The organism is Gammaproteobacteria bacterium (assembly GCA_028817255.1).
In the GTDB taxonomy this organism is placed as follows: Bacteria; Pseudomonadota; Gammaproteobacteria; order Porifericomitales; family Porifericomitaceae; genus Porifericomes; species Porifericomes azotivorans.
In genome coordinates this window covers 1-22,832 of record JAPPQA010000204.1, presented here as the reverse complement: position 1 = coordinate 22,832, position 22,832 = coordinate 1, and the positions used below count along the sequence as shown (strand labels likewise).

Here is a 22,832-nt window from a genome sequence, read left to right as displayed (position 1 = left end):
GGGGGGGCGGGTGACGGGGAGGGAGGCGGGTGGCGGGGGGGGAGGCCGGAAGGAGGGGGGGGGGCTTGCCGGGGGGACGAGGGATGGGGGTTGCGCCGGAATGACAGAGCGCTGTTTCCCCACTTCCAAAAAAAGCGATTGGTTTTTGCACAGACTGTTTCGCAGGAATGGCGAGTTTCCGATTTCCAGGCGGTGGTCCGGGCGGCCATAAGAAGATGAGGTTGTCCCGGCGGCACCTCGTGCTTCGCGCTCCGCATGGCATCCCCTGGCGCGGGGCGTGGGATTGGGATAGCCTGTTCGTTATGGCGGCGGCTGGGCCGGCGGCCGCGACGCGCCCGCGGCGCGCGCGTTTCCGGGAGGCTCCAAGGCGGCGGCAATCGCGCATGACGCCCGCCCCCCGCAATCACTCCTCGCGCTCCCCAGGTTTGAGGTTGGATGACGATAGCGGCGAATACGGCAGTTGTGGAGGTGGAGCGCCTGAGCAAGCGCTACGGGGAGACGCGCGCCTTGCAGGAGGTCAGCTTCCGGGTGCGCAAGGGCGCTATCGTCGCCCTGCTGGGCGCCAACGGCGCCGGCAAGACTACTACGCTGGCGATCCTGTTGGGGCTGTTGACGCCGAGCGGCGGCAGGGTGCGCGTGCTGGGGGAGGATATGCTGCGCCAGCGCCACCGGGCGTTGCCGCGCATGAATTTCTTCTCCCCCTACGTAGATTTGCCGCAACGGCTGAGCGTGCGCGAGAACCTGGAGATCTACGCCCGGCTCTACGGGGTGGCGGAACGGCGGCGGCGCATCGAGGAGCTGAGCGCGGAACTGGAGCTGGACGAACACTTGCCGCGCCCTTACGGCGCCCTGTCGGCGGGGCAGAAGACGCGGGCGGCGTTGGCGAAGGCGCTGCTCAACGAGCCGGAGCTGCTGCTGTTGGACGAACCCACCGCTTCGCTGGACCCGGATGCGGCCGACCGCATCCGCGGCGGCCTGCTGCGCTATCGCAACGATCGCGGCGCGACCATCCTGCTGGCCTCCCATAATATGACCGAGGTCGAGCGGCTCTGCGACGACGCGATCATCATGCGGGCGGGACGGGTCTTCGCCCAGGGCGCCCCGGAGCGCCTGATCGCCCGCCGCGGCTGTCGGGACCTGGAGCAATTGTTCCTGGATATCGTCCGCCGCGGGGAAGCGCTGCCCGGCGCGAGCGCGGCATGAGCGGCGTCACGGCAGGCGTTGCGGCAGGCGCCATGGCCGGCGTCATGAGCGCCGGCGCTTCCTTGCGGCGGCTCCATGCCGTCGTTCTGCGCTACCTTTACTTGTTGCGCGGTTCCTGGCCGCGGCTGTTGGAGCAGGCGTACTGGCCCACGGTGCAGATGATTATCTGGGGCTTTATCACTATTTTTCTGGCGCAGAACAGCACCTGGGTGGCGCAGGCGGTGGGGATACTGCTCTCCGCCGTGCTGCTCTGGGACGTGCTGTTCCGTTCGCAACTCGGCATCTCCGTGCCGTTTATGGAGGAGATGTTCGCCCGCAATCTGGCGCAACTATTCGTCAGTCCGCTGCGGGTCGGCGAGTTCCTGGGCGCCCTGATGCTGATCAGCTTGTTGCGCACCCTGGTGGGGGTGGGCACGGCGGCGGTGCTCGCCATTGCGCTTTATTCCATCTCGCTGTTCGAGCTGGGTTGGCCGCTGTTGTATTTTTTCGTCAGCCTGCTGGTTTTCGGCTGGGCCATCGGGCTGGTCATGTGCGCCTTGTTGCTGCGCTTCGGCCTGGGCGTGGAAAGCCTGGCCTGGGCCTCTATCTTCGCCCTGGCGCCGATCAGCTGCATCTACTATCCGTTGGCGATCCTGCCGCAGTGGCTGCAATTGCCGGCGCTGTACCTGCCTTCCAGTTATGCCTTCGAGGGTATGCGCGAGATCTTGTTGTACGGCCGTTTCGATGCGGCGGGACTGGCGCGCGCCGCGGTCCTGAACGCCGCCTACCTGGCGCTGGGATGCCTGGCCTTTCGCCAGGCTTTCCGCGCCGCCCGCGAGCGGGGGCTATTGCTGCGGCTCGGAGAATAGCGCCCGCGGCCGCCGCAGGCAGTAACCGGCGCAGGGCAGTACGAGCAGCGCGAAGCCGATCAGCGTCCAGGCGGGGATGCTGAGTCCGAGGAAGCGCCCGGCCACATCTCCGCATTCGCCGGAGGCGGTGAGGGCGCGGGTCAGGGCCTCGAAGGGCGGCAGGGTTTGCAGCAGGTAGTCGAGGCCGGGACCGCATTCCGGCAATTGCTCCGCGGGCAGGTGTTGCAGGCGCAGGTGATAACCGGCGAGCGCGCCGCCGGCGATGGCGGCCAGGCCGGCGCCCGAGGCGTAGATCAGGCCGCCCAGGCGTCCGGGGCCGTGCGCCGTCGCCGCCGCGAGCGGCGCCAGCGCCAGCAGCAGGGCGCCGCGTTGCAGCAGGCAGAGGGAGCAGGGCGCGAGTTCAAAGACGTATTCCAGCAGCAGGGCCGTGGCGAGCATGGCGCCGGCCAGCAGCGTCAGGGCGCCGAAGAAGATGCGGGTGCCGGCGACGGAGGATATGGGGGGCAGGGAGGGCATGGGCACGAATACGGTCGGGCGTGTCGGGCGTCCTTAACGGCCGCGGCGCAGCAGGTCGCCGTAGGCGTCAATCCGCCGGTCGCGCAGGAACGGCCATTCGCGGCGCAGCTTCTCGCTGCGCCCGAGATCGATCTCCGCCGTGATTACCGCGGCGCCGTCGGCCGGCGCCTGCGCCAGGATCTCCCCCTGCGCCCCGGCGATGAAGCCGGCGCCCCAGAAGCGCGTGCCGCCGCCGTTCGTTTGTTCCCGTTGCAGCCCGGTGCGGTTGCCGGTTGCCACCGGCAGGCCGTTGGCGATCGCATGGCCGCGCTGCACGGTCAGCCAGGCGTCGGTCTGGCGGCGCCGTTCGGCCTCCGACTCCGACGGGTCCCAGCCGATGGCGCTGGGGTAGAGCAGCAGTTCGGCTCCTGCCAGGGCCATCAGGCGGGCCGCCTCCGGGAACCATTGGTCCCAACAGATCAGTACGCCCAGGCGGCCCAGCGAAGTCTCGATGGGGCGGAAGCCGTCGTCGCCGGGGGAGAAGTAATATTTTTCGTGGTAGCCGGCTTCTTCGGGTATATGCATCTTGCGGTAGCGGCCGGCCAGCGTCCCGTCGCGGTCCAGCGCCACCGCCGTGTTGTGATACAGCCCGCCCTGCCGGCGCTCGAAGACGGTGGTGACGACGACGATCCCGAGGCGCGCCGCCTCCCGTCCCAGGCGTTCGGTGGTCGGTCCCGGCACCGGTTCCGCCAAGTCGAAGCGCCGCGCTTCCTGGCGCATGCAGAAGTAGGGCAGGGCGGCCAGTTCGGGCAGCAGTGCCAGTTCGGCGCCGCGCCGCCGCGCCTCCGCCAGCCCGGCGGCGGCCGCCCGCAGGTTGGCCTCGCGGTCTTCGCCGCATTGGTATTGCGCGACGGCCAGCCGTAGCGCGCGCCCCGCGGCCTGCTTTAATGGACTCAATGGACGATCCCCAGGGGCAGGTGCATGGCCGCGCAATGCAGGGCGCCGCCGTCGGCGATCAGCGCCCGGGAGTCTATGCCGACGCAATCCCGGCCCGGGAAGCAGGACTCCAGCGCGGTCAGCGCCTGGCGGTCCGCGTCCCGCTGTCCGTATTGCGGCACCAGCACGCGGCGGTTCAGGATCAGAAAGTTCGCGTAGCTGGCCGGCCCGTCCGTCTGGCGCGGCATCGGCAGCGGCGCCAAGTCGTAGCGCTGCCCGTCGGGGCGCCGCAGGCGCGCCAGTTCGGCCTCCAGGGCGGCCCCTGCCGTGTAGGCCAGGGCGCCGGGGGATACGAAGCGCGCCGTCAGGTCTATGTGTCCGTCGGTGTCGTCTTTCGGCAGCCGGCCGTGCCGCAGCCACAGGAAGCGGCGGCAGCCCAGGGCCTGGCGCAATTGCCGCTCCAGCCCGGCCCGGTCCAGGCCGGGATTGCGGCCGCCGGCCAGGGGCCAGTCGCGGTGCGCGAGCAGGGTGCCGTGTCCGTCGGTGTCTATGCCGCCGCCTTCCAGCACCAGGGACAGCCGGCGCAACGGGGTGGCGCCGAAGGCGCCGGTGGCGTGCAGCCGCGCCGTCAGCGCGTCGTCTCTTTGCGCGGGGAAGCGCCCGCCCCAGCCGTCGAAGCGAAAGTCCAGCAATACCGGCGCGCCGCCGCGATAGATTGCGATCGGGCCGTGGTCCCGCGCCCAGATGTCGTTCGCGGGCGCCGGGTACAGGGCGGTCCGCGTCGCGTCTATGCCGGCCGCAGCGAACAGGCGGCGCACCCGCTCGCGGCCGCCGCCGACGGCGCATGCGACCAGCAGGCGCAGGCCGTCCGCCGCGCCCTGGCTTGCGATCTGGGTCAGCGCGGCCTCCACGCCCGCGAGTCTGTTGCCCCGGCCGCCGCGGCGGGGCCAGGTCAGGAGCAGCGCCGACTGGGGTTCCCATTCGGCCGGCAGGCGCGGGGCAGCGCTATTTTGCGCCGGCTTCATGCAGAGCGACCTCGATTCGCGCATCCCGCTCCAGTTGCAGGCGCCGGCGCCCGGTCGCGGCGATTCGAACTACGGCCAGGGCGGCGCCGCCGTCAGGGCTTGGCGCCGCATTGATCACGGTTCCCGCCACCGTCTCCTCCTCCGCGGCGCGCAGGCCGTCGCCGGGTTGTAACGGCACCGGGGCCGCGACCCGGTACAGGCGCTGCTTGAGGGTGCCCCGGTGGTGCACCCGGACGACGATCTCCTGCCCCGGGAAGCATCCTTTTTGCAGGTCCAGCGCCCCCAGTCGGAGGAGGTCCAGCATTTGCGGCAGGTAGGCGCCGCTGGAGCGTTCCCCTATCCATGGCAATCCGGCCAGGATGTCGAGCAGGGCCCAGGCCTGGGCGCCTACGGAGCGCAATTCGTCCCGGCCCTCCCGCCACAGGGCGGCCAGCGCGGCGGCGTCGCCGGCCAGGAAGAACCGGGGCCGGCTGCCGGGCAGCCGGACGGCCGTGCCGGCGTCGCCGGAGGCCGTCTCCCAGGGCGCTTCCGGCGCCGCCCCGAAATAGCGGGCGACCCTGGCCGGTGCGCCGTCGCCGGCCAGGCCCATGCGCGCGACGGTTTCGCCGCGGTCTTCGATGCCGACTCGCGAGCGCAGGATAAAGCGCCGCAACTCTTCTCCCGCCGCCGCCGCCAGTTCCCGCGGCAGCGCGAGGTGCAAGGTTCCCCGCAGCTCCAGCAGGATCAGAATGCAGCGGACCCTGCCGTCGGTCTTGCACCAGGCGCTGAGTTCGGACTGCCGCGGCCCCACCTTCGTCACCGTGCTGGTCAGCATGCGGCGCAGGAAGTCGCGGGCGTCTTCCCCGCGCACCGCCAGCGGCGTCCACGAGGACAGGTCGGCGCATATGTCCTGCTGTAGCGCCGCCCGCGTCTCCTCCTCCAGATTGTCCCGCTGGGCCGCGCCGGGCGCGCTCCGGCACTCCGCCAGCAGTTTTTGCCAGGGCGCGGGCGCGTTCACCGCCGGAGGTACCGTTCGTGCCACCCTTCGGCGCGGATCATGGCGGCGATGGCGGCGAATTCGGGGCGGCGCGGCGCCTGTCGTTCGCCGATCCAGTCCAGAATGTCCTGGTCGGATTGTTCCAGAAAGTCGCCGAACCAGCGCCGCTGTTCCCGCGTCAGACGGTCGTAGCGGCGGGAGACGAAACGAGACAGCAACGCCTCGGTCTCGCGCATTCCGCGCCGGCACATCCACAGTAAACGGGAGCGTGTGTCGCCGTCTGCCATGTCGCCGCGCGCTATGGGTTTGCCGCTGTGTCCCTGCCGGACCGCTAGACGGTCCGCAACAACAGCAGTTTCTTGATTTCGGCGATGGCCTTGGCGGGGTTGAGCCCCTTGGGGCAGGTGCGGGTGCAGTTCATGATCGTGTGGCAACGGTAGAGGCGGAAGGGATCCTCCAGTTCGTCCAGTCGTTCGCCGATGCTTTCGTCGCGGCTGTCGTTGATCCAACGGTATGCCTGCAACAGGATCGCCGGCCCCAGGTAGCGGTCTCCGTTCCACCAGTAGCTGGGGCATGCGGTAGAGCAACAGGCGCACAGGATGCATTCGTACAGGCCGTCGAGGCGGGCCCGCTCCTCCTTGGATTGCGCCCGCTCGCGATCCGGCGGCGCCGGGGTCTGCGTCCGCATCCATGGTTTGATCGCGGCGTACTGCGCGTAGAAATTCGTGAGATCGGGGACCAGGTCCTTGATGACCGGCATGTGGGGCAGGGGGTAGATCCGGATCTCCGCGGGGAAATCGGAGATCGCCTGGGTGCAGGCCAGCGTGTTCGTGCCGTTGATGTTCATGGCGCAGGAACCGCAGATCCCCTCGCGGCAGGAACGGCGGAAGGTCAGCGTCGAGTCCACCGTGTCCTTGATGCTGATCAGGGCGTCCAGCACCATCGGGCCGCAACCGTCCAGATCGATTCGGTACCGGTCCAGCCGCGGGTTTTCGTCGTCGTCCGGGGACCAGCGATAGACCAGCAGGGTCTTGGCGTTCTCCGCTCCTTCGGCTGCGTGGTAGTGTTTGCCTTCCCGAACCCGGGAATTCGCGGGTAGCCGAAATTGCGCCATCGTGAGCCTCCTTCGCCTCAGCCTGTCGCCGCGGCGGATCGTTGCCTGTGCGTCACGCAGTCGCAGGGCCCGCGGCGTCCGGGGCGAATGGGGGTAACATACCGCTTATCGCGCGCAGGGACAAGCCGGGTTCCCGCTCGGGAACCCGATGTCGGGGGCCGGCGCGGCGCATGGATCCGTGCCTGCCCTGCGTGCGCCATGGTTCCCGGCATTCTCCTAATACACCCGTTTCTTGGGCGGGATCGGATCGATGTCGCCGGAGAGGGTCCGCATCCGCACCGGCCGGTATCCGAAGCGGGTTTTGCCGGCTTCGTCCAGCCAGGTCAGCGTGTGCCGCATCCAATCCTGGTCGTTGCGTTCCGGGTAGTCTTCGCGGGCATGGGCGCCGCGGCTCTCGGTGCGGTTGGCGGCGGCGCGGATGCTGACCATGGCGTTGGCCAGCAGGTTGTACAATTCCCAGGTTTCCGCCAGATCGGTGTTCCAGATCATCGAGCGGTCTTCCACGCGCAGGTCCTTGAGGCCGTTCCAGAGCTGCGCCATTTTTTGCGCTCCTTCCTCCAGGATTTTTCCGTTGCGGAACACCGCGGCATTCGACTGCATGATCTTTTGCATCTCCAGACGCAGTTCCGCCGTGGCAATGGCGCCCTTGCTGTGCCGCAGACGGTCCAGCTCGTCGAGACCGCTTTCCCCGGCCGAGCCGGGCAGGGGCTTGTGCGGCTGACCGGGACGGATGTTCTCGGCGCAACGCTGGGCTGCCGCCCGTCCGAACACGATCAGGTCCAGCAGCGAGTTCGAACCTAGCCGGTTCGCGCCGTGCACCGAGACGCAGGCGGCTTCTCCGATCGCCATTAACCCCGGCACGATAGCGTCCTTGCCCTCCCTGTCGGCGGTGATGACCTGGCCGAAGTGGTCCGTAGGGATGCCGCCCATGTTGTAGTGCACCGTGGGCAGCACCGGGATCGGTTCCCGGGAGACATCCACGCCCGCGAAGATGCGGGCCGACTCGGCGATCCCCGGCAACCGTTCCTGTATGACTTCCGGCCCCAGGTGCTCCAGGTGCAGGTGTACATGGTCCCGGTCTGCGCCTACGCCGCGTCCTTCGCGGATCTCGATGGTGATAGAGCGGCTGACCACGTCGCGCGACGCCAGGTCCTTGGCGCTGGGCGCGTAGCGCTCCATGAATCGTTCGCCGTCGGAGTTTGTCAGGTAGCCGCCCTCGCCGCGGACGCCTTCGGTGATCAGGCAGCCGGCGCCGTAGATGCCGGTGGGGTGGAATTGGATGAATTCCATGTCTTGCAGGGGCAGGCCGGCACGCAGCGCCATGGCGTTGCCGTCCCCGGTGCAGGTATGCGCCGAGGTGCAGGAGAAGTAGGCCCGGCCGTAGCCGCCGGTCGCCAGTACCACGGCGTGGGCGCGGAAACGGTGAATGGTGCCGTCTTCCAGCCGCCAGGCCAGTAGTCCGCGGCAGGCGCCGTCTTCGTCCAGCAGCAGGTCCAGCGCAAAGTATTCGATGAAGAACTCCGCGTTGTGCTTGAGCGATTGTTGGTACAGGGTGTGCAGGATCGCGTGGCCGGTGCGGTCGGCTGCGGCACAGGTTCGCTGTGCCGTTCCCTCGCCGAAGTGAGTGGTCATGCCGCCGAAGGGGCGCTGGTAGATTTTCCCGGTCTCGGTGCGCGAAAAGGGCACCCCGTAGTGCTCCAGTTCGATCACCGCGGCCGCCGCCTCACGGCACATGTACTCGATGGCGTCCTGGTCGCCCAGCCAGTCGGAACCCTTGACCGTGTCGTACATGTGCCAGCGCCAGTCGTCTTCGCCCATGTTCCCGAGCGCGGCGCTGATCCCTCCCTGGGCGGCCACGGTATGGCTGCGGGTGGGAAATACCTTGGTGATGCAGGCGGTGGTCAGCCCCTTGGCGGCCATTCCGAAGGTGGCGCGCAACCCGGCGCCGCCGGCGCCGACCACAACGACATCGTACTTGTGGTCAACGATCTCGTAGCTCTTGCTGCGCATCGCCCCGCTCTGGGTCAGCCCCCCAGCGCCACCTTAAGCACGGCCAAAACCGCGGTGATGCCGACGAACAGAAATAGCAGGCGCAGAATGACCAGGCAGACCAGCTTCTCCCCCGGGCCGTGCGAGTAGTCTTCCACCACCACTTGCATGCCCAGCAGGGCGTGGTAGTACAAGGCGACCAGGAAGATGATCAACAAGCAGGCGTTCAGCGGATCTGCCACCCAGGAGACCGTCGCGTAGTAGTCGGCGTGCAGGAGATGGGTCGCCGCCAGGGCAAACCACAGGCTGAGCGGCGCCAGCGCGATGGCGGTCAGGCGCTGTAGCCACCAGTGGTGGAGGCCGGACTTCGCCGTCCCCAGCCCCTGCGCCCGGCCCAGCGGCGTCCGCAGACTCATGCGCGCGGACTCATGGACCGCCGCTCAGCCGGTACGCGCTGAGTACCCAGGTCAGTGCCGTTAGCGCCGCGGTCAGGGCCAGGACCGCGATTCCGGAGGCGTAAGCCGTTTTCAACTGGAAGCCGTATCCGGCATCCCAGAACAGGTGCCGGACTCCATTGCACAGGTGGTAGTACAGGCAGGCGCTCCAGGTCAGCAGGGCGCACTGGCCGTACCAGGACCGGAGTTGCTCCTGCACGGTGGAGAAGGTCTGCATCCCCAGCGCCAGCGCCACCAGGGTCATCCCCAGCGCCAGCGAACCGAGAGCCAGCAGAACGCCGCTGCCGCGGTGCGTAATTGACAAGACGGAGGTCAATTGCGGTTTGTAGATCTGCAAGTGCGGCGACAGAGGTCTGTCCGCCCGGGGCCTTTCTGTTTTCATAGTCTTGCGTTCTATCGTCGCCGTGCCTGGAGCCTGGAGTGCCGCTAGAAGTCTATGCAGCGCCCCTTGCGCTCCCAGTCGCCGTAGCGGGTCGGCTCCGGGCCGCGTGGGCCGCCGACTTCGCGCGGCCGGGATGGCCGCGGCCGTTGCTCCCGTCCCGTCGGCGTACGCGCGCGGTCTTGGTCTTTTTTGTTTGCAGGGGAAATCATTATTTTGGATCACTACAACCGGCGTCCCCTGCCAGTATCCTGGCAGTCGTCTTGAATTGCAAGGATTCTATGGGGCTCCAAATCCGTGATTGAGCTGAGCGGAGGGTTTTTCCGGCAGTGAGGGTGCCGATTCGTCCCGGAAAGGGAGCGCGACAGCACAGTCGTAGGAAAGGGACCGTCCCTATCGGTCGGGAAAGGGGGATTTCGACTAATTCAGGGGCTGGAGGACCCAGGCCGGGCGCACTCTGACCAGCCCGCACGGTTGCCCCCGCTTTGCCGCCGTCTTGCAGTTCGAGGGAATGCCCATATGCGTTGCACCTATTGGGTGCGGTAGCGAATAGGCTACAATTGTACCGAAAGCCTTATCGTACTTACATCCTCAGGAAGCGATCTCCCTTCCCTCGCCATCCAATCGCGGATTTGGAGGCCGATTCTGTTCGCGGCCAATTCTGTTTATTGCGTTTCGGGATTATCAATTTCCTGGATTGTATTGGAGATTGCAGCTGCCAATTTTTCATCGCCGGCTTCCTGGGCGAGGCGCAGGGCGATCTGAAGGTCGGAACGCGCTTTGTCAATACATTCTAATTTTTCTTTGGCAGCACCTCGATTGTAGTAGGCAACGGCAAGTTTTGGTTCAAGGCAAATGGCTTGGCCGAAGTCCTTGATGGCCTCCTGGTATTGATCCAGGCGATATTTGGCCTTGCCCCGATTGTTGTATGCAAAGGCAAGTTTTGGTTCAAGGCAAATGGCCTGGTCGTAGTCCTCGATAGCCGCCTGGTATTGTCCAAGTTGATAGTTGGCCTTGCCCCGCTTGCAGTAGGCAATGGCCGCCTGGTATTTGTTCAAGGTGTCTGTTGCATTTTGTAGATTGTAGTAGGCAGCGGCAAGTTTTGGTTCAAGGCAAATGGCCTGGTCGTAGTCCTCGATAGCCTCCTGGTATTGTTTAAGGCGATATTTGGCAATGCCCCGATTATTGTGTGCAGCAGCATTTTTTGGTTTAAGGCGAATGGTCTGGTCGTAGTCCTCGATAGCCTCCTGGTATTGTTCCAGGTGTCTTTTGGCATTGCCTCGATTGTTGTATGCAGCGGCATCTTTTGGTTCCAGTCGAATGGCTTGGTCGTAGTCCTCGATAGCCTCCTGGTATTGTTCCAGGTGTCTTTTGGCATTGCCTCGATTGTTGTATGCAGCGGCATCTTTTGGTTCCAGTCGAATGGCTTGGTCGTAGTCCTCGATAGCCTCCTGGTATTGTTCCAGGTGTCTTTTGGCATTGCCTCGATTGTTGTATGCAGCGGCATCTTTTGGTTCCAGTCGAATGGCTTGGTCGTAGTCCTCGATAGCCTCCTGGTATTGTTCTGAGTGATATCTGGCAATGCCCCGATTGTTGTATGCAGCGGCAAGTGCTGGTTCCAGTCGAATGGCTTGGTCGAAGTCCTCGATAGCCGCTTGGTGTAGTTCAAGTTTTGCTCTGGCAATGCCCCGAGCGGTATAGGCAACGGCATCTTTTGGGTCAAGATGAACCGCCTCGGCGTAATTCTCGGGCGCGGTAGAGTTTTTCTCCTCAGCCATGGGTGCCTCCGCCTTTTGCACGTGGAGGGCTGGCAGAGTTGTAGCGAATACCGACACCATGCGCCGCCGCGATTGCAAACGGTGTTTCGATAGTTGGACTCATTGGGCTTCCTGCCTCACTGTTCTCGGCAAGGCGGGATTTTATCGGATGAACGGGCCGAGTGTCAATATTTTGAACGGGTTCACCACATATGAGACAAATCAGGCTGCCTCTGCGAAGCGGCGATAATACTCCATAGGGGTAAGCATGTCTCTGCCTCTGCCGCCGTGAGGGCGGTAGTGACAGTAGTGTTTCTGGAAGTCCTCCATGGCGCGGTTCACCGTCCGCAAACGCCAGTCGCCTCGATATCGGGTATAGAATTCCTCACGCAGGGAACGATGCGCCCGTTCCACACACCCGTTCCATTTGGGGCTTCTGGGAGGCAACACGTACAGGCCGATGCCGCGCACCCGGCAGGCTTCTTCCAGTGCGCCGCGGAACTCGCTGCCCCCGTCCACCTGCAGCGAGAGCACGGGGAACGGCAAGGACTGCAAGACGTATTCCAGGAAGCGAACGGCGTTGGCGCTGGTGGCTCGGCTATAGACGCGAGACACCAGATAGCCGGTGACCGGGCATACGGCGGTGAAATTTTTCAAGGTGCAGCCGGGGAAGCTCACGCTCATGTGGTCCACCTGCACTAACCGGCCGGGGCCGTGCGCCTTCATGCCCCAGCGCCAAGGCTGGGCATGACCTCGAAAGACCCGCCGCCGCTTGGGTTTGGCCCGTCCGGCATACGACGACGCGGGCCAGATACGGCGCCGGGCCAGCGCCCTTTGCAGGATGCGCCACACCGTGCTTTCGCTGAGCGACAGGACGCCTTCGCGGCGCAGCACGGCGGCAATCTTGCGCTTGTCCCACAACGGCTGGCGGTCGCGCAAGGCCAGCACCGCCCGCTCTTGCTTCGCCGTCCACTTTCTTTGCCGGTTGCGACGCGGACGACGGCTGCGTTCGGCCAGCCCGGCCATGCCCTGCTCCCGGTAGCGCTTCAGCCAGCGGTAGTAGGTTGCCCGCGACCAGCCGATGGCTTTGAGGCACAGAGCCCGGGAGCAGTCTTCGTCCTTCAACTCTCAGTAAAACTCCAGCCGTTCGCGCCGGGTCCTGCGCGGGCGCACCGGACGTATCGTCTATCGCCCAACTGCGATAAGATTTGATCCGCAGACTTCGTATCTGCATCGGGTAGTCCTTCTGTTTTCTGTTGCGTGAAAAACATCGAGGCTACCCGACTTCCTTGCCTAGCGTTGTCTTATATGTGTCTGAAGCAGTACAGGATTCTTACGGGAATTTGCGCGGCATGACCGCGGCGGGGGCGCATTGGCGGCAAACCCTGTACCTGCCGCTGTTGCCGGCGTCGCGGCTGCGCGCGGTACGCGCGGCGGTCTGGGCGCTGGCGTTGCTCGGCTTGTTTCTGTCCGCGTTGCCGCGGACGCATCCCTGGCTCGCGCCGTTGCTGTTGCTTGCGGCGTTGCCGTTGCGCCGCCGTCCCGCCGCCGTTTTACTGGATGGGGAGGGGCGGTGGTGGTTGCTGCATCGCGACGGCTGTCTGGAGGCCGCCGTACTCCGTCCCGGCGCCTGCGCCCACCCGTGGTTAACGGCGTTCTGCCTGCGCGGCGCCCGCGGCGGCCTGCCGGTGGCGTTCTTCCCTGGCGATCTCCCGTCCCGGGACCTGCGTCGTCTGCGGGTGCGTTTGCTGCTGGACCCGGCACTGCGACGGCGGGGTCGGTTGGCGGCGGCCGTTTCCCGCGCCCTGGATTACACGAGGCGCCGCATGCGCCAGGCCAGCCACAGTTTGCGCAGCGGAGTGAGGGCGACGCGCCGCTCCAGCAGCCGGTAGCCGTCGGCGGCGATCTCGCGGCAGGTAACGGTCAGCAGGCGCGCCAGGATCAGGCAGGGCAGCTGCCGTCGTCGCTGCGCTTGCGGGAACGCCTTTGCCAGCGTTTCCAGGCGGCTGCGCACGGCCTCTACTCCTATCGCCGCCAATTGGCGCGCCCGCGGTTCCGTCGCCGCCAACCGCTCCGTTTCGATGCCGGCGCCGCGCAACCACTCCAGGGGCAGTTGCAGGCGCCCCATGGCGGCATTTTGGCGCAGGTGCTGCAGGGAGTGGAAGGCATCGGCCAGGCAGCCCAACTCGCAGCCCAGGTCTTCTGCCTGCCGTTCCCCGGTTTCTCCCCGGCCGGGGGTTGCGGCGCCTGCCGGCGGTTGCGCGCGCTCGGGGCCGCACAGCCTGGCGGTCCAGCGCCACAGGGCGCCGCCGGCGGCGCAGTACTCCCTCAGCAGTTCGGAGAGACTCTCCGGGCGCGCGGGTTGCAGCCGTCGTTCGTGGGCGTCAATCATGGCCGCCAGCGTCTCCGCGGGCGGCAACGGCTGTTCCCGCAGCGCGTGCAACTCTTGCATCACGGGGTGGTCGTGTCGCCCCGTGCGGCTGCGGCGCAGTTGCTCGCGCCACCAGGCCAGTCGCAGCCGGGCTACCCCCGGGTCGCTGCCGCGCAGGACGGCCTCCGCCAGCTCCTGCTCGTATGCATGCAGCGCCAGCAGGGCGCGACGCCTGGCGGGCGGGGCGTATAGCAGGCAGTAATGCAGGTTGGAGCCGTCCGGGGCTGCCCGCTGCCTGCAGTAGGCGGCCCCGGACGGCGCATCTTTTTCGGTCATGCCGTCGTCATTCGGTTGCCCTCGCGCGATTGGGGGAGCGGGATTTCCCCGCGCTTCACTCGTCGAGGACCCGGGGGCGGTTCACGCGGTCGCTTCCGGCCGCTGGGCGCAGAGCAGGTAGTTTATGTCCGGTCGGTCGGCCAGAAAGGCGCGGTTGACGAAGGGGAGATAACCCAGGCCGCGGATCGAGCGCGCCTGCAATCCCTGTCTGCGAACCATGGCGGTCAATTCGGAGGGGCGCAGAAAGTTGCGGTAGTCGTGAGTGCCCATGGGCAGCAGGCCGCACAGATATTCGGCGGCCAGCACCGCGAGCAGGTAACTCTTCGGGCGGCGGTTCAGGGTGGAAAAGAACAGCGTCCCGCCGGGACGAATCAAGCGCGCGCATGCGGTCACGATGGCCTCCGGGTCGGAGACGTGTTCCAGCAGTTCCATGCAGACCGCGGCGTCGAAACGCCCGGCATGGCGCTTCGCATACTCTTCGGGAGCGCCCTGTACGTAGGCGATTTCCAGGGAGGGCTGTTCCCGGGCGTGTTCGCGGGCCGCTTGTAGCGGGGGCCCGGCGAGGTCCAGGCCGGTTACCCGTGCCCCGCGGCGGGCCATGGCCTCGGCCAGCAGACCGCCGCCGCAACCGATGTCGGCTACCGTAAGCCCGGCCAGCGCGACATGTTGCTCAATATAGCGCAGACGCGGGCCGTTGATGGCATGTAAGGCTTTCATGGGGCCGTCCGGGTCCCACCATTGCGCCGCCGTCAGAGAGGAGAAGGGATCGGGTCCCGGAGGTTGCTGCACCGTGGCGCGACCAGCTCTGGACGCCGTCTCAGACGCCGTGCCGTGCCCGCTCTGGCGCGACCGGGTTCGCGGGTTCGCCGCTGCTGTCCGAAAGCGGCAGCAGGATGGCGCCCAGGAGCAGCAACAGGCCGAAGATCACGGCGAGCGCGAGTGCGATCTTGCCGCGCCCCGGCTTGGCAGGGGCGTTCTCCTTGCGGAGCTGCGCCAGTTGTTTCGCCTGGTTCTTGGCCATGTGCCGCCGGGTCCGGATCGCGGTGTCTCCCGGTTTTTTTTGCCTGCCGTCGCAGAAGGGGTAATCCCTTTCCTGCAAAGGGTGGTTGCGTTCCAGGATGTCGGAGATGAGGGCCCGCCGCGCTTGCCGGTAATCTTCGTGCAACAGGAACCCGTTGGCGTGCGACTGGCAGAGTTGGTGCAGGGTTTTGCGCTTCGCCATGGCGATTGCGTTGCGCTTAGCCGATGTCCACCAGTATTACGCGGAAGCCGGTGGTGCCGTCTGCGGCACCCGTATGGGGGCGCGCCAGGGTGGGATTGCAGTTGGACAGGGAATCCGAGTAGGCGCCGCCCCGGGCGTGCCACCCGCCCCCATCGTTCACCCATTCCTGGGCGTTGCCCAGGTAGTTCTTGAGTCCCCAGCCATTGGATTTGCCGGATTTAACGCTGATTAAACCCGTGCCCTTGAGGATCTTTTCGCCGAGCACAACCCGGCAATTAAAGTCTTTTTTCGGCTGTTTGCCGTTAGCCCAAACAGCGTATTCCCATTCTTCGACTTTGGGCAGACGGTAGGTTTTCCCGGTGCGATCGGACAGCCAGATTGCGTAATTCACCGCATCTTCCGCGGAGATTTGGGTTATCGGCAGGTCTTTGTCTTCTTTGATCAAAGCGCAGGCTTTGCTCAGGTGGCAGTACTTGTTGTAGTCGTTGACCGAGATCTCGTATTTGCTGATGGCGAATGGAGCGGCGAAGGAGAGCTGCTTTTGCTTCGACTGCTTCTGCTGGTCCCCCCCAAATAAGGCGCTGCCTTGCGGGATTACCACCATCAGCGGTCCGCGCAGGCTGTCGGTAATCATGTCGAAGCAAAGCGCCTTGGCGCGTCTCCCGTGGCCGGCAAGCCGCTCCGTGCATGCCTGGCTGCTGGCGATCGGCCGCCAGGGAGCAGGCGGTTCGGCCTTGGTCAGCTTTTCTCCCGCTGCCGTCGGTTCCGACGGCGCGTCCGATGCGGCCGAGGTCTCTTTGGCGGCGGGGCTGTCCGCGGGGGCGGCCGATACCGCGGCTGTTTGCTGTTGCGGCGGGCTTTCCGTGGTCACCTGCGTGATGTCCTGTTCGCGTGCGAGCAGCCGGGGACGTTTGCTGGACTTGGCTGCCGCGGCCAGCGCGCGTTTCAGTTCCTGCGCGGCGCCTTCGTATTCGGAGTTGTCGGTCCACAGTCCCTGGGCCTGGCGCAGCTGTTCCTCCGCTTCGCGTAGTGCCTTGGCGTCCGTGCCGGCGCCGTCGCGGGCCGTCACGAAGGCGGCATACGCCTGTTTTGCCTGTTCCTGCCGTTGCCGCAGGAGCTCCTGCAATTCCTGTGCCTTCGGGTGCGCCGGCGGCGCCTCCGCAAGCAGCACGGCAGCTTGTGTCAGGCGGGACTCGTCCAGGGCGAGCTGCGCCTCCGTTTCGTTCCAGGGCGGTATGCTGATCTTTTCCAGCAGCGCCTGCAGTTGGGACGATTCCGGGAACAGCCTGGAGGCATTGCCGGCCAGTTGCGCGGCCTGTTGCGGATTGGCGGCGAGCAGCCCTTCGATGCGCCCGGCGAGTTGTTGCGTGAATTCCGGCACCAGGGTGGCGTAACGCTGCGGGTCGGCGTTGCGCACTTGCTCAAGCCGCTGCCGGATGCCGGCGTCGGCGAGGGTCGTACTGTTGCTGAAGGTGCTGCGCAGGAAGGTGACGTCGCCTTTGATTTCGTATTCGCCTTTGGCTTTCTCCAGCTTGGGGGAAGCGGGCACGATCCGCAGCCCCTCCTCGATCAGCGCCTTGGCGCCCTCGGTGTCGCCCTGCTTGTCTTTGTCCGCCGCCAGCCGCAGGTAAGCCCTCTCGAATTCGGGGAAGATTTGTTCCACCAGGAAGGGATCGTCAGCCGGCATATCCTTTTGCAGCTCTTGCAGAATGGCCTTGGCGCCCCCGGTGCCTTCCAGCTGGCGGGCCTTGAGCGCGCTCAGCAGGAGTTGCTTGTTTTCTTCTATCGTGGCCAGGCGCTGTTTGCGTTCCTGTTCGCGGTTAAAGGCATCTTCGGCCTTGGCGACGCTGTCGCGGGCCTGGATTAGGGGCTCTGTAGGCCCGATCCACTGTTCGAGGCGGTTCAGCCTGTCGTTGGCATCCGTGAAGCGGTTCTCTGCGGCGGCCCCGCGCGCATCGTCGGCATAGAGTTTGAAGACCCCCTCTTGCAACGAGCTCAGCGTCTCATTCTCGGGCGGCAGCAGGCTCTTGAGCTGCTGCAGATCGGCCTGTATTTGTCCTTCCCAGTCGGTCTCCCCGATCTTGGGAGCCTGCAACAAGGCCTGCATCCGGCCCTGGCTGTCTTCGACGATCTCCCGGATCGCGGCTTCCCGCGCCGCGCCGCTCAGGTGCGCCAGTTTCAAATTGGACAACTCGCGGCCCAGGCCCAGACCGCTCAGCAAAGTGCCGTATTTTTCGGTAGCCGCGGCAGCCTCCTCCCGGTTGCCCTGCGCGTTGATTCGAGCCAACTCGGGATCGAACGCGCTCTTCATGCCGGCGGCCAGTTTTTCGAGCAGGGGATGTTTCCGATCCTCCCTGGCCAGCGCCAGGATGTTTTCGGACTGGCCCTGGTAATCGTCCAGGGTTTTAAGCGTGGCGAGGGCAGGGCCGAGCTGCCCCTCCAGTTCGGCTATCTTTTGTTGTCGTTCCACTCGTTTCTTCAGGTCAATGAGGCTGTTGTCCTCCGGGGCGCTTTGCAGCCCGGCCGTGATGTAGGCGAGCGCCTGTTCCATGCGGCCTTGATTGAGTTCCATTTCGGCGACCAGCTTGTAGGCGTTGGAGAGGAGCGGATCGTTCAGCAGCGGGTGCTGGGGATCCACCGTGGCGATAATCGTCAGCGTGTCCGTGATTTCCACTCTCTGCTTATCCGGCAGCAGGTTCTCCGGATTCGGATTCGGAGAGTTGCTGGGGCCGCGTTGTTTGATGTACTCCTTTGTGAGCGTGAAGAGGAGCTGGCTCTTGCGGTCCTCAAGCGCGTCCTGGAATTCTTTGAGCCACAAGGAATCGGGGTAAAGCATCTTCGCCTGTTCCAGGAACTGCGCCGCTCGCGGGAAGTCGTAGCGCTTCAGTTTGGCATCCGCGACGGCCGCGACTTGCTGCTCGAAGTATTTCTGGATGCTGTCGCGGGCCTCGTCCAGGATGCGCTGCTGATCCCTGGGGTCGCGCTCCTCCAGTTGCGCGAGCTCCTGCTTGATGAACTGCTGCTCCCCGCTTTTTATATCCCCGATCAGGATCCCGATCTGACGCTGATGCAGGTAGTTTATCGTGGGATAGATCAGCCCCAGGCAGAGTGCCGCCACGGCGCCCGCGGCGAGCACCCATGGGTTTTTGTGCCACTGGGCCTTGCCTTCCAGCTCTTCGAGCCAAGTCGTGACGTCGCCGGCGCGGTCCTTGCGCTCGAAGGCCAGCGATTTGGCCAGCGCTTTCATCTGGCGGCGCTTCAAGCCCTTGACGGGGGCGACCGTGAGCCGGTTGTCGCGGGCAACGTTGGCGGGCATCTTGCGGAACGGGTGTTCGCCCGTGAGCAGTTCGTAGGCCACGCAACCCAGGGCGTAGATGTCGTCGCGGGGGTCGGGGTCCTCTCCTTCCAGCATTTCCAGGCTGGCGTAGGCCGGGGTGAGCGCGCCCAGCTTGCCCGGATCGAACAGGGTCTTCTCGCCATCGCCGGCCTGGGGGTTTTTCACGGCGCGGGCGATGCCGAAATCCAGCACCTTCACGGTTCCGTCATTGCACAGGAAGGAGTTGCCCGGCTTGAAGTCGGAGTGGACGATATTCCTTTCGTGGGCGTATTCGAGGGCGCGCCCCAGCCCCTGGATGATCGGGAAGGCCTTCTCGAACGGCAATCCGCTTTTGGGTTTGATGGCGCGCCGAATATAAGAATTGAGCGGCTGGCCTTCCATCAGTTCCATGGTGATGTACACCTGGGTGCCGGAGGTGCCGATCCGGTCGAAGTCATAGACGGTGGCGATGTTGGGATGGGCCAGCTTCTGTTGTCGGCTGGATTCCCGTTGCAGGGCGATGAAGGCCTCGGGATGCCGTTTGAAGTCCTCGTTGAGCAACTTGATGGCCACGTAGGGGTTCTTGTCCTTGGCCTCCTCCTTCAACAGGTCTATGCCCTTATATACCTTGCCCATGCCGCCCTGGCCGAGTACGTCGAGGAGTTTGAAGCGGTCTTTGATCACGCTGCCCACGTCCATCGGCGTTGCCGGCGCCTCCCGCTCCCCGCCCGGTTCCGCCCAGCCAGTGGAGGCAGGGGCGCTCCCCGGAGATGTCAGGGAGTCGGCGCGCTCGAAATCTTCCGTTGCGGCCGTGCTTTCCGGCTGATCCGCCATGGCCAGGGCGGCTTGGATCTCCGACGCCATGTCCTCCTCGTGGATGGGGGTGCGCGTGGGGCTTACCCGCGTGGTCGCCGCCGCGGCGCCGGGTTTCTTGGCGGCGGCGCCGGTCTTCTTGGTTTTTGCCGCCCGCGTCTTTGCCGCGGCCGGCTGCGGCTGTTTTTTCTGGCGCCGGGTATCGTTGATGTGGCGCTTGATTGACGCGTACGACTCGTTGCTCAGCAGTTTGCTCGAGTACGCTTGTTCCAGTTGCCCGAGCATGGGCTCGATTAACTGCGGCTTTTGGACCAGCAATTGGCTGATTCTTTCGAGCAGGACCTTGAGATCGACCCGGCCCTCTCCCAGGGCCACGAGCGCGTTGCGGAAATCAGCCATGACGGGACAATCCTGTTGCCGTTGCGAAAGGGCTTGGCCCGGGACACCGGCTACGGCGGTTCATTGGTGCAAGTCCACGATAACCGCGGTCACGTTGTCCCCGGTGTCATGGGCGATGGCGGTGCCGATCAACTGCTCGCACGTTTCCCTGGCATCGCTGCCGTCAAGCAGCACTTTGCGGATCTCGGCGTCTGTGACGTAACCGGTCAGGCCGTCGCTGCACAACAGGTAACGGTCGCCGGTCTGCAAGGCGGTCATTTCTATGTCCAGGCATAACTGCTCGCTGGCGCCGACTGCCCGCGTAATCCGGTTCCGCATGGGATGGGTCAGCGCCTGATCGGGCGTTATCAGCCCCTCGCTGACATAGTCCGCAACCTGTGAATGATCCGTGGTGAGTTGATACAATTTTTCGTCTCGCAGTCGGTACAGACGGCTGTCTCCGGCCCACATGAATATCCCGTAGGGCCTATGCAACGCCAACACTGTCACCGTGCTGCCGATCATCCTGCGGTTCGTCTCGGCGGCCCGTTGCCGCAGGCGGACATTGGTTTCGAACAACTGCCGCTCAATGATCTCGATATAATCGTTGACCTCTCCCTCTCGTTCCAGCTTGGCCAGGCTCCTGACTACCATTTTGCTTGCGACATCGCCCGCGGAGTGTCCGCCCATGCCGTCGGCCACCGCCCACAGGCCAATGTCGGCGCGCTGCAGGAAGGCGTCCTCGTTGATCTTGCGCGCCTTGCCCATGTCCGTGATGCCGTGGGAACTCCATTCCGCCGTTGCGGCATTTGCCGCCTCCGTGCCGGGCGCAACGCCGGGTACGATCCCCTTGGTGGTAGGAGAGCTCACGATCACTTGCCGTGCGAGAATACCACAATTTCGGTCGGGTTGTCGTCGAAGGTGCGGCCCAGGCTGATTTGCCCGCTGCCCGTCAGCGGCATTTCCTCCCGCCGCAGGAAAGTATCCTCCCCGCCGCCGTTGAGACGCAGGTAAGTGCCGTTGGTGCTCTGGTCAATAATGAAGAACTTGTCGCGCCGGAGTTCGATCCGCACGTGATAGCGGGATGCCAGTTGCTCATCTACGTACAGGTCGCATCCTTCGCTGCGCCCCATCAGCAGCGAAGAACGCCTCTTGTCAAGTTTTACCGTCTTGTCGTGGTAGCGGATGATGAGCGTGGTCGCGGCGCCCTGGGCAGCCTGCTTCTTGGCCACGGGCATGACCATGCGGGTCGAGTCCTCCTGCTGCCACAGCGCCTCGTAGATTTGCATGTCTTCCTTTTTCCCTTTGAGGGAGGCGGTATCCACGAAGCGGCAGGCATCCCGCAGGTAGGCGGGCAGCAGGTCCACCGAATCTTTGCTGATAATGGTCTGCTTCGCCTTCGCCTGCGCCACCATCCTGGCCGCCGTGTTGACTGCGTCGCCGAATACGTCGCTGCCTTCGACGATCCCGGGCCCGTAGTGGATGCCGATGCGCATGGACAGCTCGGTGCCCTCGAATTTCTGGTCTTCCAGCGTTTCGTGGAGCTTGGCGGCGGCGTTCACGGCTTCGTCCGCCCGGCGAAAGACGCACATCAGCTCGTCGCCGATGGTCTTGATCACTTTGCCTTTCTCGCCGTGGATAATCCGTGCGGCCGCCATCATGCAGCTGGCTACCGTACTGCGCGCCTTTTGATCGCCCAGCTTTTCGTACAGGCTGGTGCTGCCGCTGATGTCGGCGAACATCGTGGCGAGATTCAGGGACTTCTTTTGCGCCATGATCGCCTATGTCGTAGTATTGCCTCGGTTGCAGAGGTTGTCGGCAGGAGCGGCCGATGCCCGTTTGCTCGCAATATTCTTGCTCGGCAACGGCGGGCAGCTGCTATCCTACAACGATTTATACTAGGATTATATATCGTCATATTGTTACGCCAGTGGTCGTAACGGGGGATTTTAAGGGATTTGACCGGAAAATGGTAGGAAATGGTATTAAATAAGCGAAACAAGGCACTTTCCCGGCCGCGGTTTCTCGTTGCCGGGGCGGCGAGAGGGGTGTTGTTGCTGGCGGGCTTGTCGCTGGCGTTCGGTGCCGGCGCATTTTCCCTGCGGGAATGGTTCGGCTTGTCCCCCGGCGAAGAGGAGGGGCAGGAACGGAAAGATACCCCCTCTGCCGCGGCCCCGGCGCCCGCCGGCGAGCCGCCTGTCCCGCCGCCTGCGGGCTCGCAGCCACCGGGGGTTCGCGTGCCGGGGGTTCGCGTGGACTACCCCCTGTTGCGAGCCCTGCTGGTCCATATGGCGCCGCAACGGCGCAATGCCCTGCTGGGAGACGCCGCCGCTTTCCAGCGTTTCGTGCGCCAGGAAGTCGATCGCCAGTCCCTGTTGCAGATGGCTCTGGCCGAGAATCGGCAGCGCGATCCGGTCGCGGGCTTTTTGATGCGCCGCCGCGCCGAGGGGGTATTGTACGATTACTACCTGAGCCGCGTGGTTGACACCCAGATCGCGACGGATTACCCGAGCGAAGAACAGATGCGGGAATACTACCGGCTCCAGAAGGAGCGCTTCGTCATGGGGCGGCGCGTTCATCTTTGGCAAATCTTTTTCCCCGTGGAGGCGGATGCCGACGAGGCGGTCGTTGCCGCGGTATGGAAGCAGGCGAATGACGTGCGCCGGCAGTTGCTTGAGGGCAAACTGAGCTTCGAGCAGGCGGTGGAACGGTACTCGAAGCACGGTCCCAGCAAACTCAACGGCGGCTATATGAGGCTGACGTACCTTGCCCGCCTGCAGCCTCAGTTCCAGAAATTATTGGAGCGGCTTCCCAAGGGGGAACTCAGCGAGGTCGCCCGGGACCGCGACGGGTTTCACATCGTCAAGCGCGGGGACATGTTGCCCGCGCGGACACTGGATTACGAGCAGGTGCGTCCCCGCATCCGGGTCTTGTTGCGCAACGAGTCGCGCGCCCGGCTGAGCCGGGAATTGCATCGCCGGGCCCGCGACCGCTATCCCTATAAAATGGACGAGGGCCAGGTGGATCAGTGGCTGCAACAGTTGCGCGCCGCCGCCGGCTACCCCGCCGGGAGATCGGTTGCCTCCGGCCAGGAGGACAAGGGCGCTCCGGCTGGCGGGGGCGACGGCGGGGGCGACGGGCAGGCAGGCGAGAGAACTGGCAAGGATGCCGGCGGTTAGGCCCTTACGCGGAAATTTCAGGGAACATCCGGCGGCGCTG

At 65.1% G+C, this 22,832-nt stretch carries 22 protein-coding genes; 4 read left to right on the top strand and 18 right to left on the bottom strand.

The window, feature by feature from the left end; translation table 11 throughout:
- Positions 1-435: 435 nt before the first annotated feature.
- Together OXU43_08310 and OXU43_08305 are read left to right on the top strand one after the other, a co-directional pair.
- Complete coding sequence (locus OXU43_08310; protein MDD9825156.1) at positions 436-1,203, top strand: ABC transporter ATP-binding protein; 768 nt, start codon at positions 436-438, stop codon at positions 1,201-1,203.
- Positions 1,204-1,247: 44 nt separating this feature from the next.
- The gene (locus tag OXU43_08305; protein ID MDD9825155.1) at positions 1,248-2,051 is read left to right on the top strand and encodes an ABC transporter permease; all 804 of its coding nucleotides are present in this window, start codon (positions 1,248-1,250) and stop codon (positions 2,049-2,051) included.
- On the opposite strand, the gene OXU43_08300 is transcribed toward OXU43_08305, so the two are convergent.
- The 12 genes from OXU43_08300 to OXU43_08245 all read right to left on the bottom strand — a co-directional run bounded on the left by OXU43_08300 (position 2,028) and on the right by OXU43_08245 (position 12,302).
- Positions 2,028-2,567 (bottom strand): disulfide bond formation protein B, encoded by a 540-nt coding sequence (locus OXU43_08300; GenBank protein MDD9825154.1) that lies wholly within the window; start codon positions 2,565-2,567, stop codon positions 2,028-2,030. The two genes, OXU43_08305 and OXU43_08300, sit on opposite strands and share 24 nt — an antisense overlap.
- Positions 2,568-2,600: 33 nt before the next feature.
- A complete protein-coding gene (locus OXU43_08295; GenBank protein ID MDD9825153.1) occupies positions 2,601-3,464 on the bottom strand; it encodes a carbon-nitrogen hydrolase in 864 nt (287 codons plus the stop codon).
- 35 nt (positions 3,465-3,499) lie between these two features.
- Positions 3,500-4,507, bottom strand: coding sequence for an agmatine deiminase family protein (locus OXU43_08290; protein ID MDD9825152.1), 1,008 nt, complete (start codon positions 4,505-4,507; stop codon positions 3,500-3,502).
- Positions 4,488-5,504 carry a hypothetical protein gene (locus tag OXU43_08285; protein MDD9825151.1) on the bottom strand — a complete coding sequence of 339 codons (1,017 nt, stop codon included), beginning with the start codon at positions 5,502-5,504 and terminating at the stop codon, positions 4,488-4,490. The genes OXU43_08290 and OXU43_08285 overlap by 20 nt, the downstream gene beginning before the upstream one ends.
- Complete coding sequence (locus OXU43_08280; GenBank protein ID MDD9825150.1) at positions 5,501-5,734, bottom strand: succinate dehydrogenase assembly factor 2; 234 nt, start codon at positions 5,732-5,734, stop codon at positions 5,501-5,503. The genes OXU43_08285 and OXU43_08280 overlap by 4 nt, the downstream gene beginning before the upstream one ends.
- Positions 5,735-5,814: 80 nt before the next feature.
- Positions 5,815-6,597, bottom strand: coding sequence for a succinate dehydrogenase iron-sulfur subunit (locus tag OXU43_08275; GenBank protein ID MDD9825149.1), 783 nt, complete (start codon positions 6,595-6,597; stop codon positions 5,815-5,817).
- 216 nt (positions 6,598-6,813) lie between these two features.
- Positions 6,814-8,607, bottom strand: a complete 1,794-nt coding sequence (gene sdhA, locus OXU43_08270) for a succinate dehydrogenase flavoprotein subunit (GenBank protein MDD9825148.1) — start codon at positions 8,605-8,607, stop codon at positions 6,814-6,816.
- 14 nt (positions 8,608-8,621) lie between these two features.
- Complete coding sequence (gene sdhD, locus OXU43_08265; GenBank protein MDD9825147.1) at positions 8,622-9,002, bottom strand: succinate dehydrogenase, hydrophobic membrane anchor protein; 381 nt, start codon at positions 9,000-9,002, stop codon at positions 8,622-8,624.
- A gap of 10 nt (positions 9,003-9,012) precedes the next feature.
- Positions 9,013-9,423 (bottom strand): succinate dehydrogenase, cytochrome b556 subunit, encoded by a 411-nt coding sequence (gene sdhC / locus OXU43_08260; protein MDD9825146.1) that lies wholly within the window; start codon positions 9,421-9,423, stop codon positions 9,013-9,015.
- 44 nt (positions 9,424-9,467) lie between these two features.
- Positions 9,468-9,632 carry a DUF1674 domain-containing protein gene (locus OXU43_08255; GenBank protein ID MDD9825145.1) on the bottom strand — a complete coding sequence of 55 codons (165 nt, stop codon included), beginning with the start codon at positions 9,630-9,632 and terminating at the stop codon, positions 9,468-9,470.
- A 453-nt stretch (positions 9,633-10,085) separates the two neighbouring features.
- Positions 10,086-11,198, bottom strand: coding sequence for a tetratricopeptide repeat protein (locus OXU43_08250; protein ID MDD9825144.1), 1,113 nt, complete (start codon positions 11,196-11,198; stop codon positions 10,086-10,088).
- Between the two features lie 201 nt (positions 11,199-11,399).
- On the bottom strand, positions 11,400-12,302 hold the full coding sequence (locus tag OXU43_08245) for a helix-turn-helix domain-containing protein (protein MDD9825143.1): 903 nt from the start codon (positions 12,300-12,302) through the stop codon (positions 11,400-11,402).
- Positions 12,303-12,529: 227 nt separating this feature from the next.
- On the opposite strand from OXU43_08245, the gene OXU43_08240 reads away from it, so the two are divergent.
- Complete coding sequence (locus OXU43_08240; GenBank protein MDD9825142.1) at positions 12,530-13,069, top strand: hypothetical protein; 540 nt, start codon at positions 12,530-12,532, stop codon at positions 13,067-13,069.
- On the opposite strand, the gene OXU43_08235 is transcribed toward OXU43_08240, so the two are convergent.
- The 6 genes from OXU43_08235 to OXU43_08210 form a co-directional block, all read right to left on the bottom strand.
- Positions 12,988-13,884, bottom strand: a complete 897-nt coding sequence (locus tag OXU43_08235) for a squalene/phytoene synthase family protein (protein MDD9825141.1) — start codon at positions 13,882-13,884, stop codon at positions 12,988-12,990. The two genes, OXU43_08240 and OXU43_08235, sit on opposite strands and share 82 nt — an antisense overlap.
- Before the next feature lie 81 nt (positions 13,885-13,965).
- Positions 13,966-14,673, bottom strand: a complete 708-nt coding sequence (ubiG, locus tag OXU43_08230; GenBank protein MDD9825140.1) for a bifunctional 2-polyprenyl-6-hydroxyphenol methylase/3-demethylubiquinol 3-O-methyltransferase UbiG — start codon at positions 14,671-14,673, stop codon at positions 13,966-13,968.
- A gap of 28 nt (positions 14,674-14,701) precedes the next feature.
- On the bottom strand, positions 14,702-15,106 hold the full coding sequence (locus OXU43_08225) for a hypothetical protein (GenBank protein ID MDD9825139.1): 405 nt from the start codon (positions 15,104-15,106) through the stop codon (positions 14,702-14,704).
- Positions 15,107-15,122: 16 nt separating this feature from the next.
- On the bottom strand, positions 15,123-19,634 hold the full coding sequence (locus tag OXU43_08220; GenBank protein MDD9825138.1) for a protein kinase: 4,512 nt from the start codon (positions 19,632-19,634) through the stop codon (positions 15,123-15,125).
- Positions 19,635-19,694: 60 nt separating this feature from the next.
- Positions 19,695-20,483 (bottom strand): protein phosphatase 2C domain-containing protein, encoded by a 789-nt coding sequence (locus OXU43_08215; protein ID MDD9825137.1) that lies wholly within the window; start codon positions 20,481-20,483, stop codon positions 19,695-19,697.
- Positions 20,484-20,485: 2 nt separating this feature from the next.
- Positions 20,486-21,388: an adenylate/guanylate cyclase domain-containing protein gene (locus tag OXU43_08210; GenBank protein ID MDD9825136.1), complete on the bottom strand. Its 903-nt coding sequence runs from the start codon at positions 21,386-21,388 to the stop codon at positions 20,486-20,488.
- A 204-nt stretch (positions 21,389-21,592) separates the two neighbouring features.
- Between OXU43_08210 and OXU43_08205 the strand changes: the two genes are divergently transcribed.
- Positions 21,593-22,792, top strand: coding sequence for a peptidylprolyl isomerase (locus OXU43_08205; GenBank protein MDD9825135.1), 1,200 nt, complete (start codon positions 21,593-21,595; stop codon positions 22,790-22,792).
- Positions 22,793-22,832 lie beyond the last annotated feature (40 nt).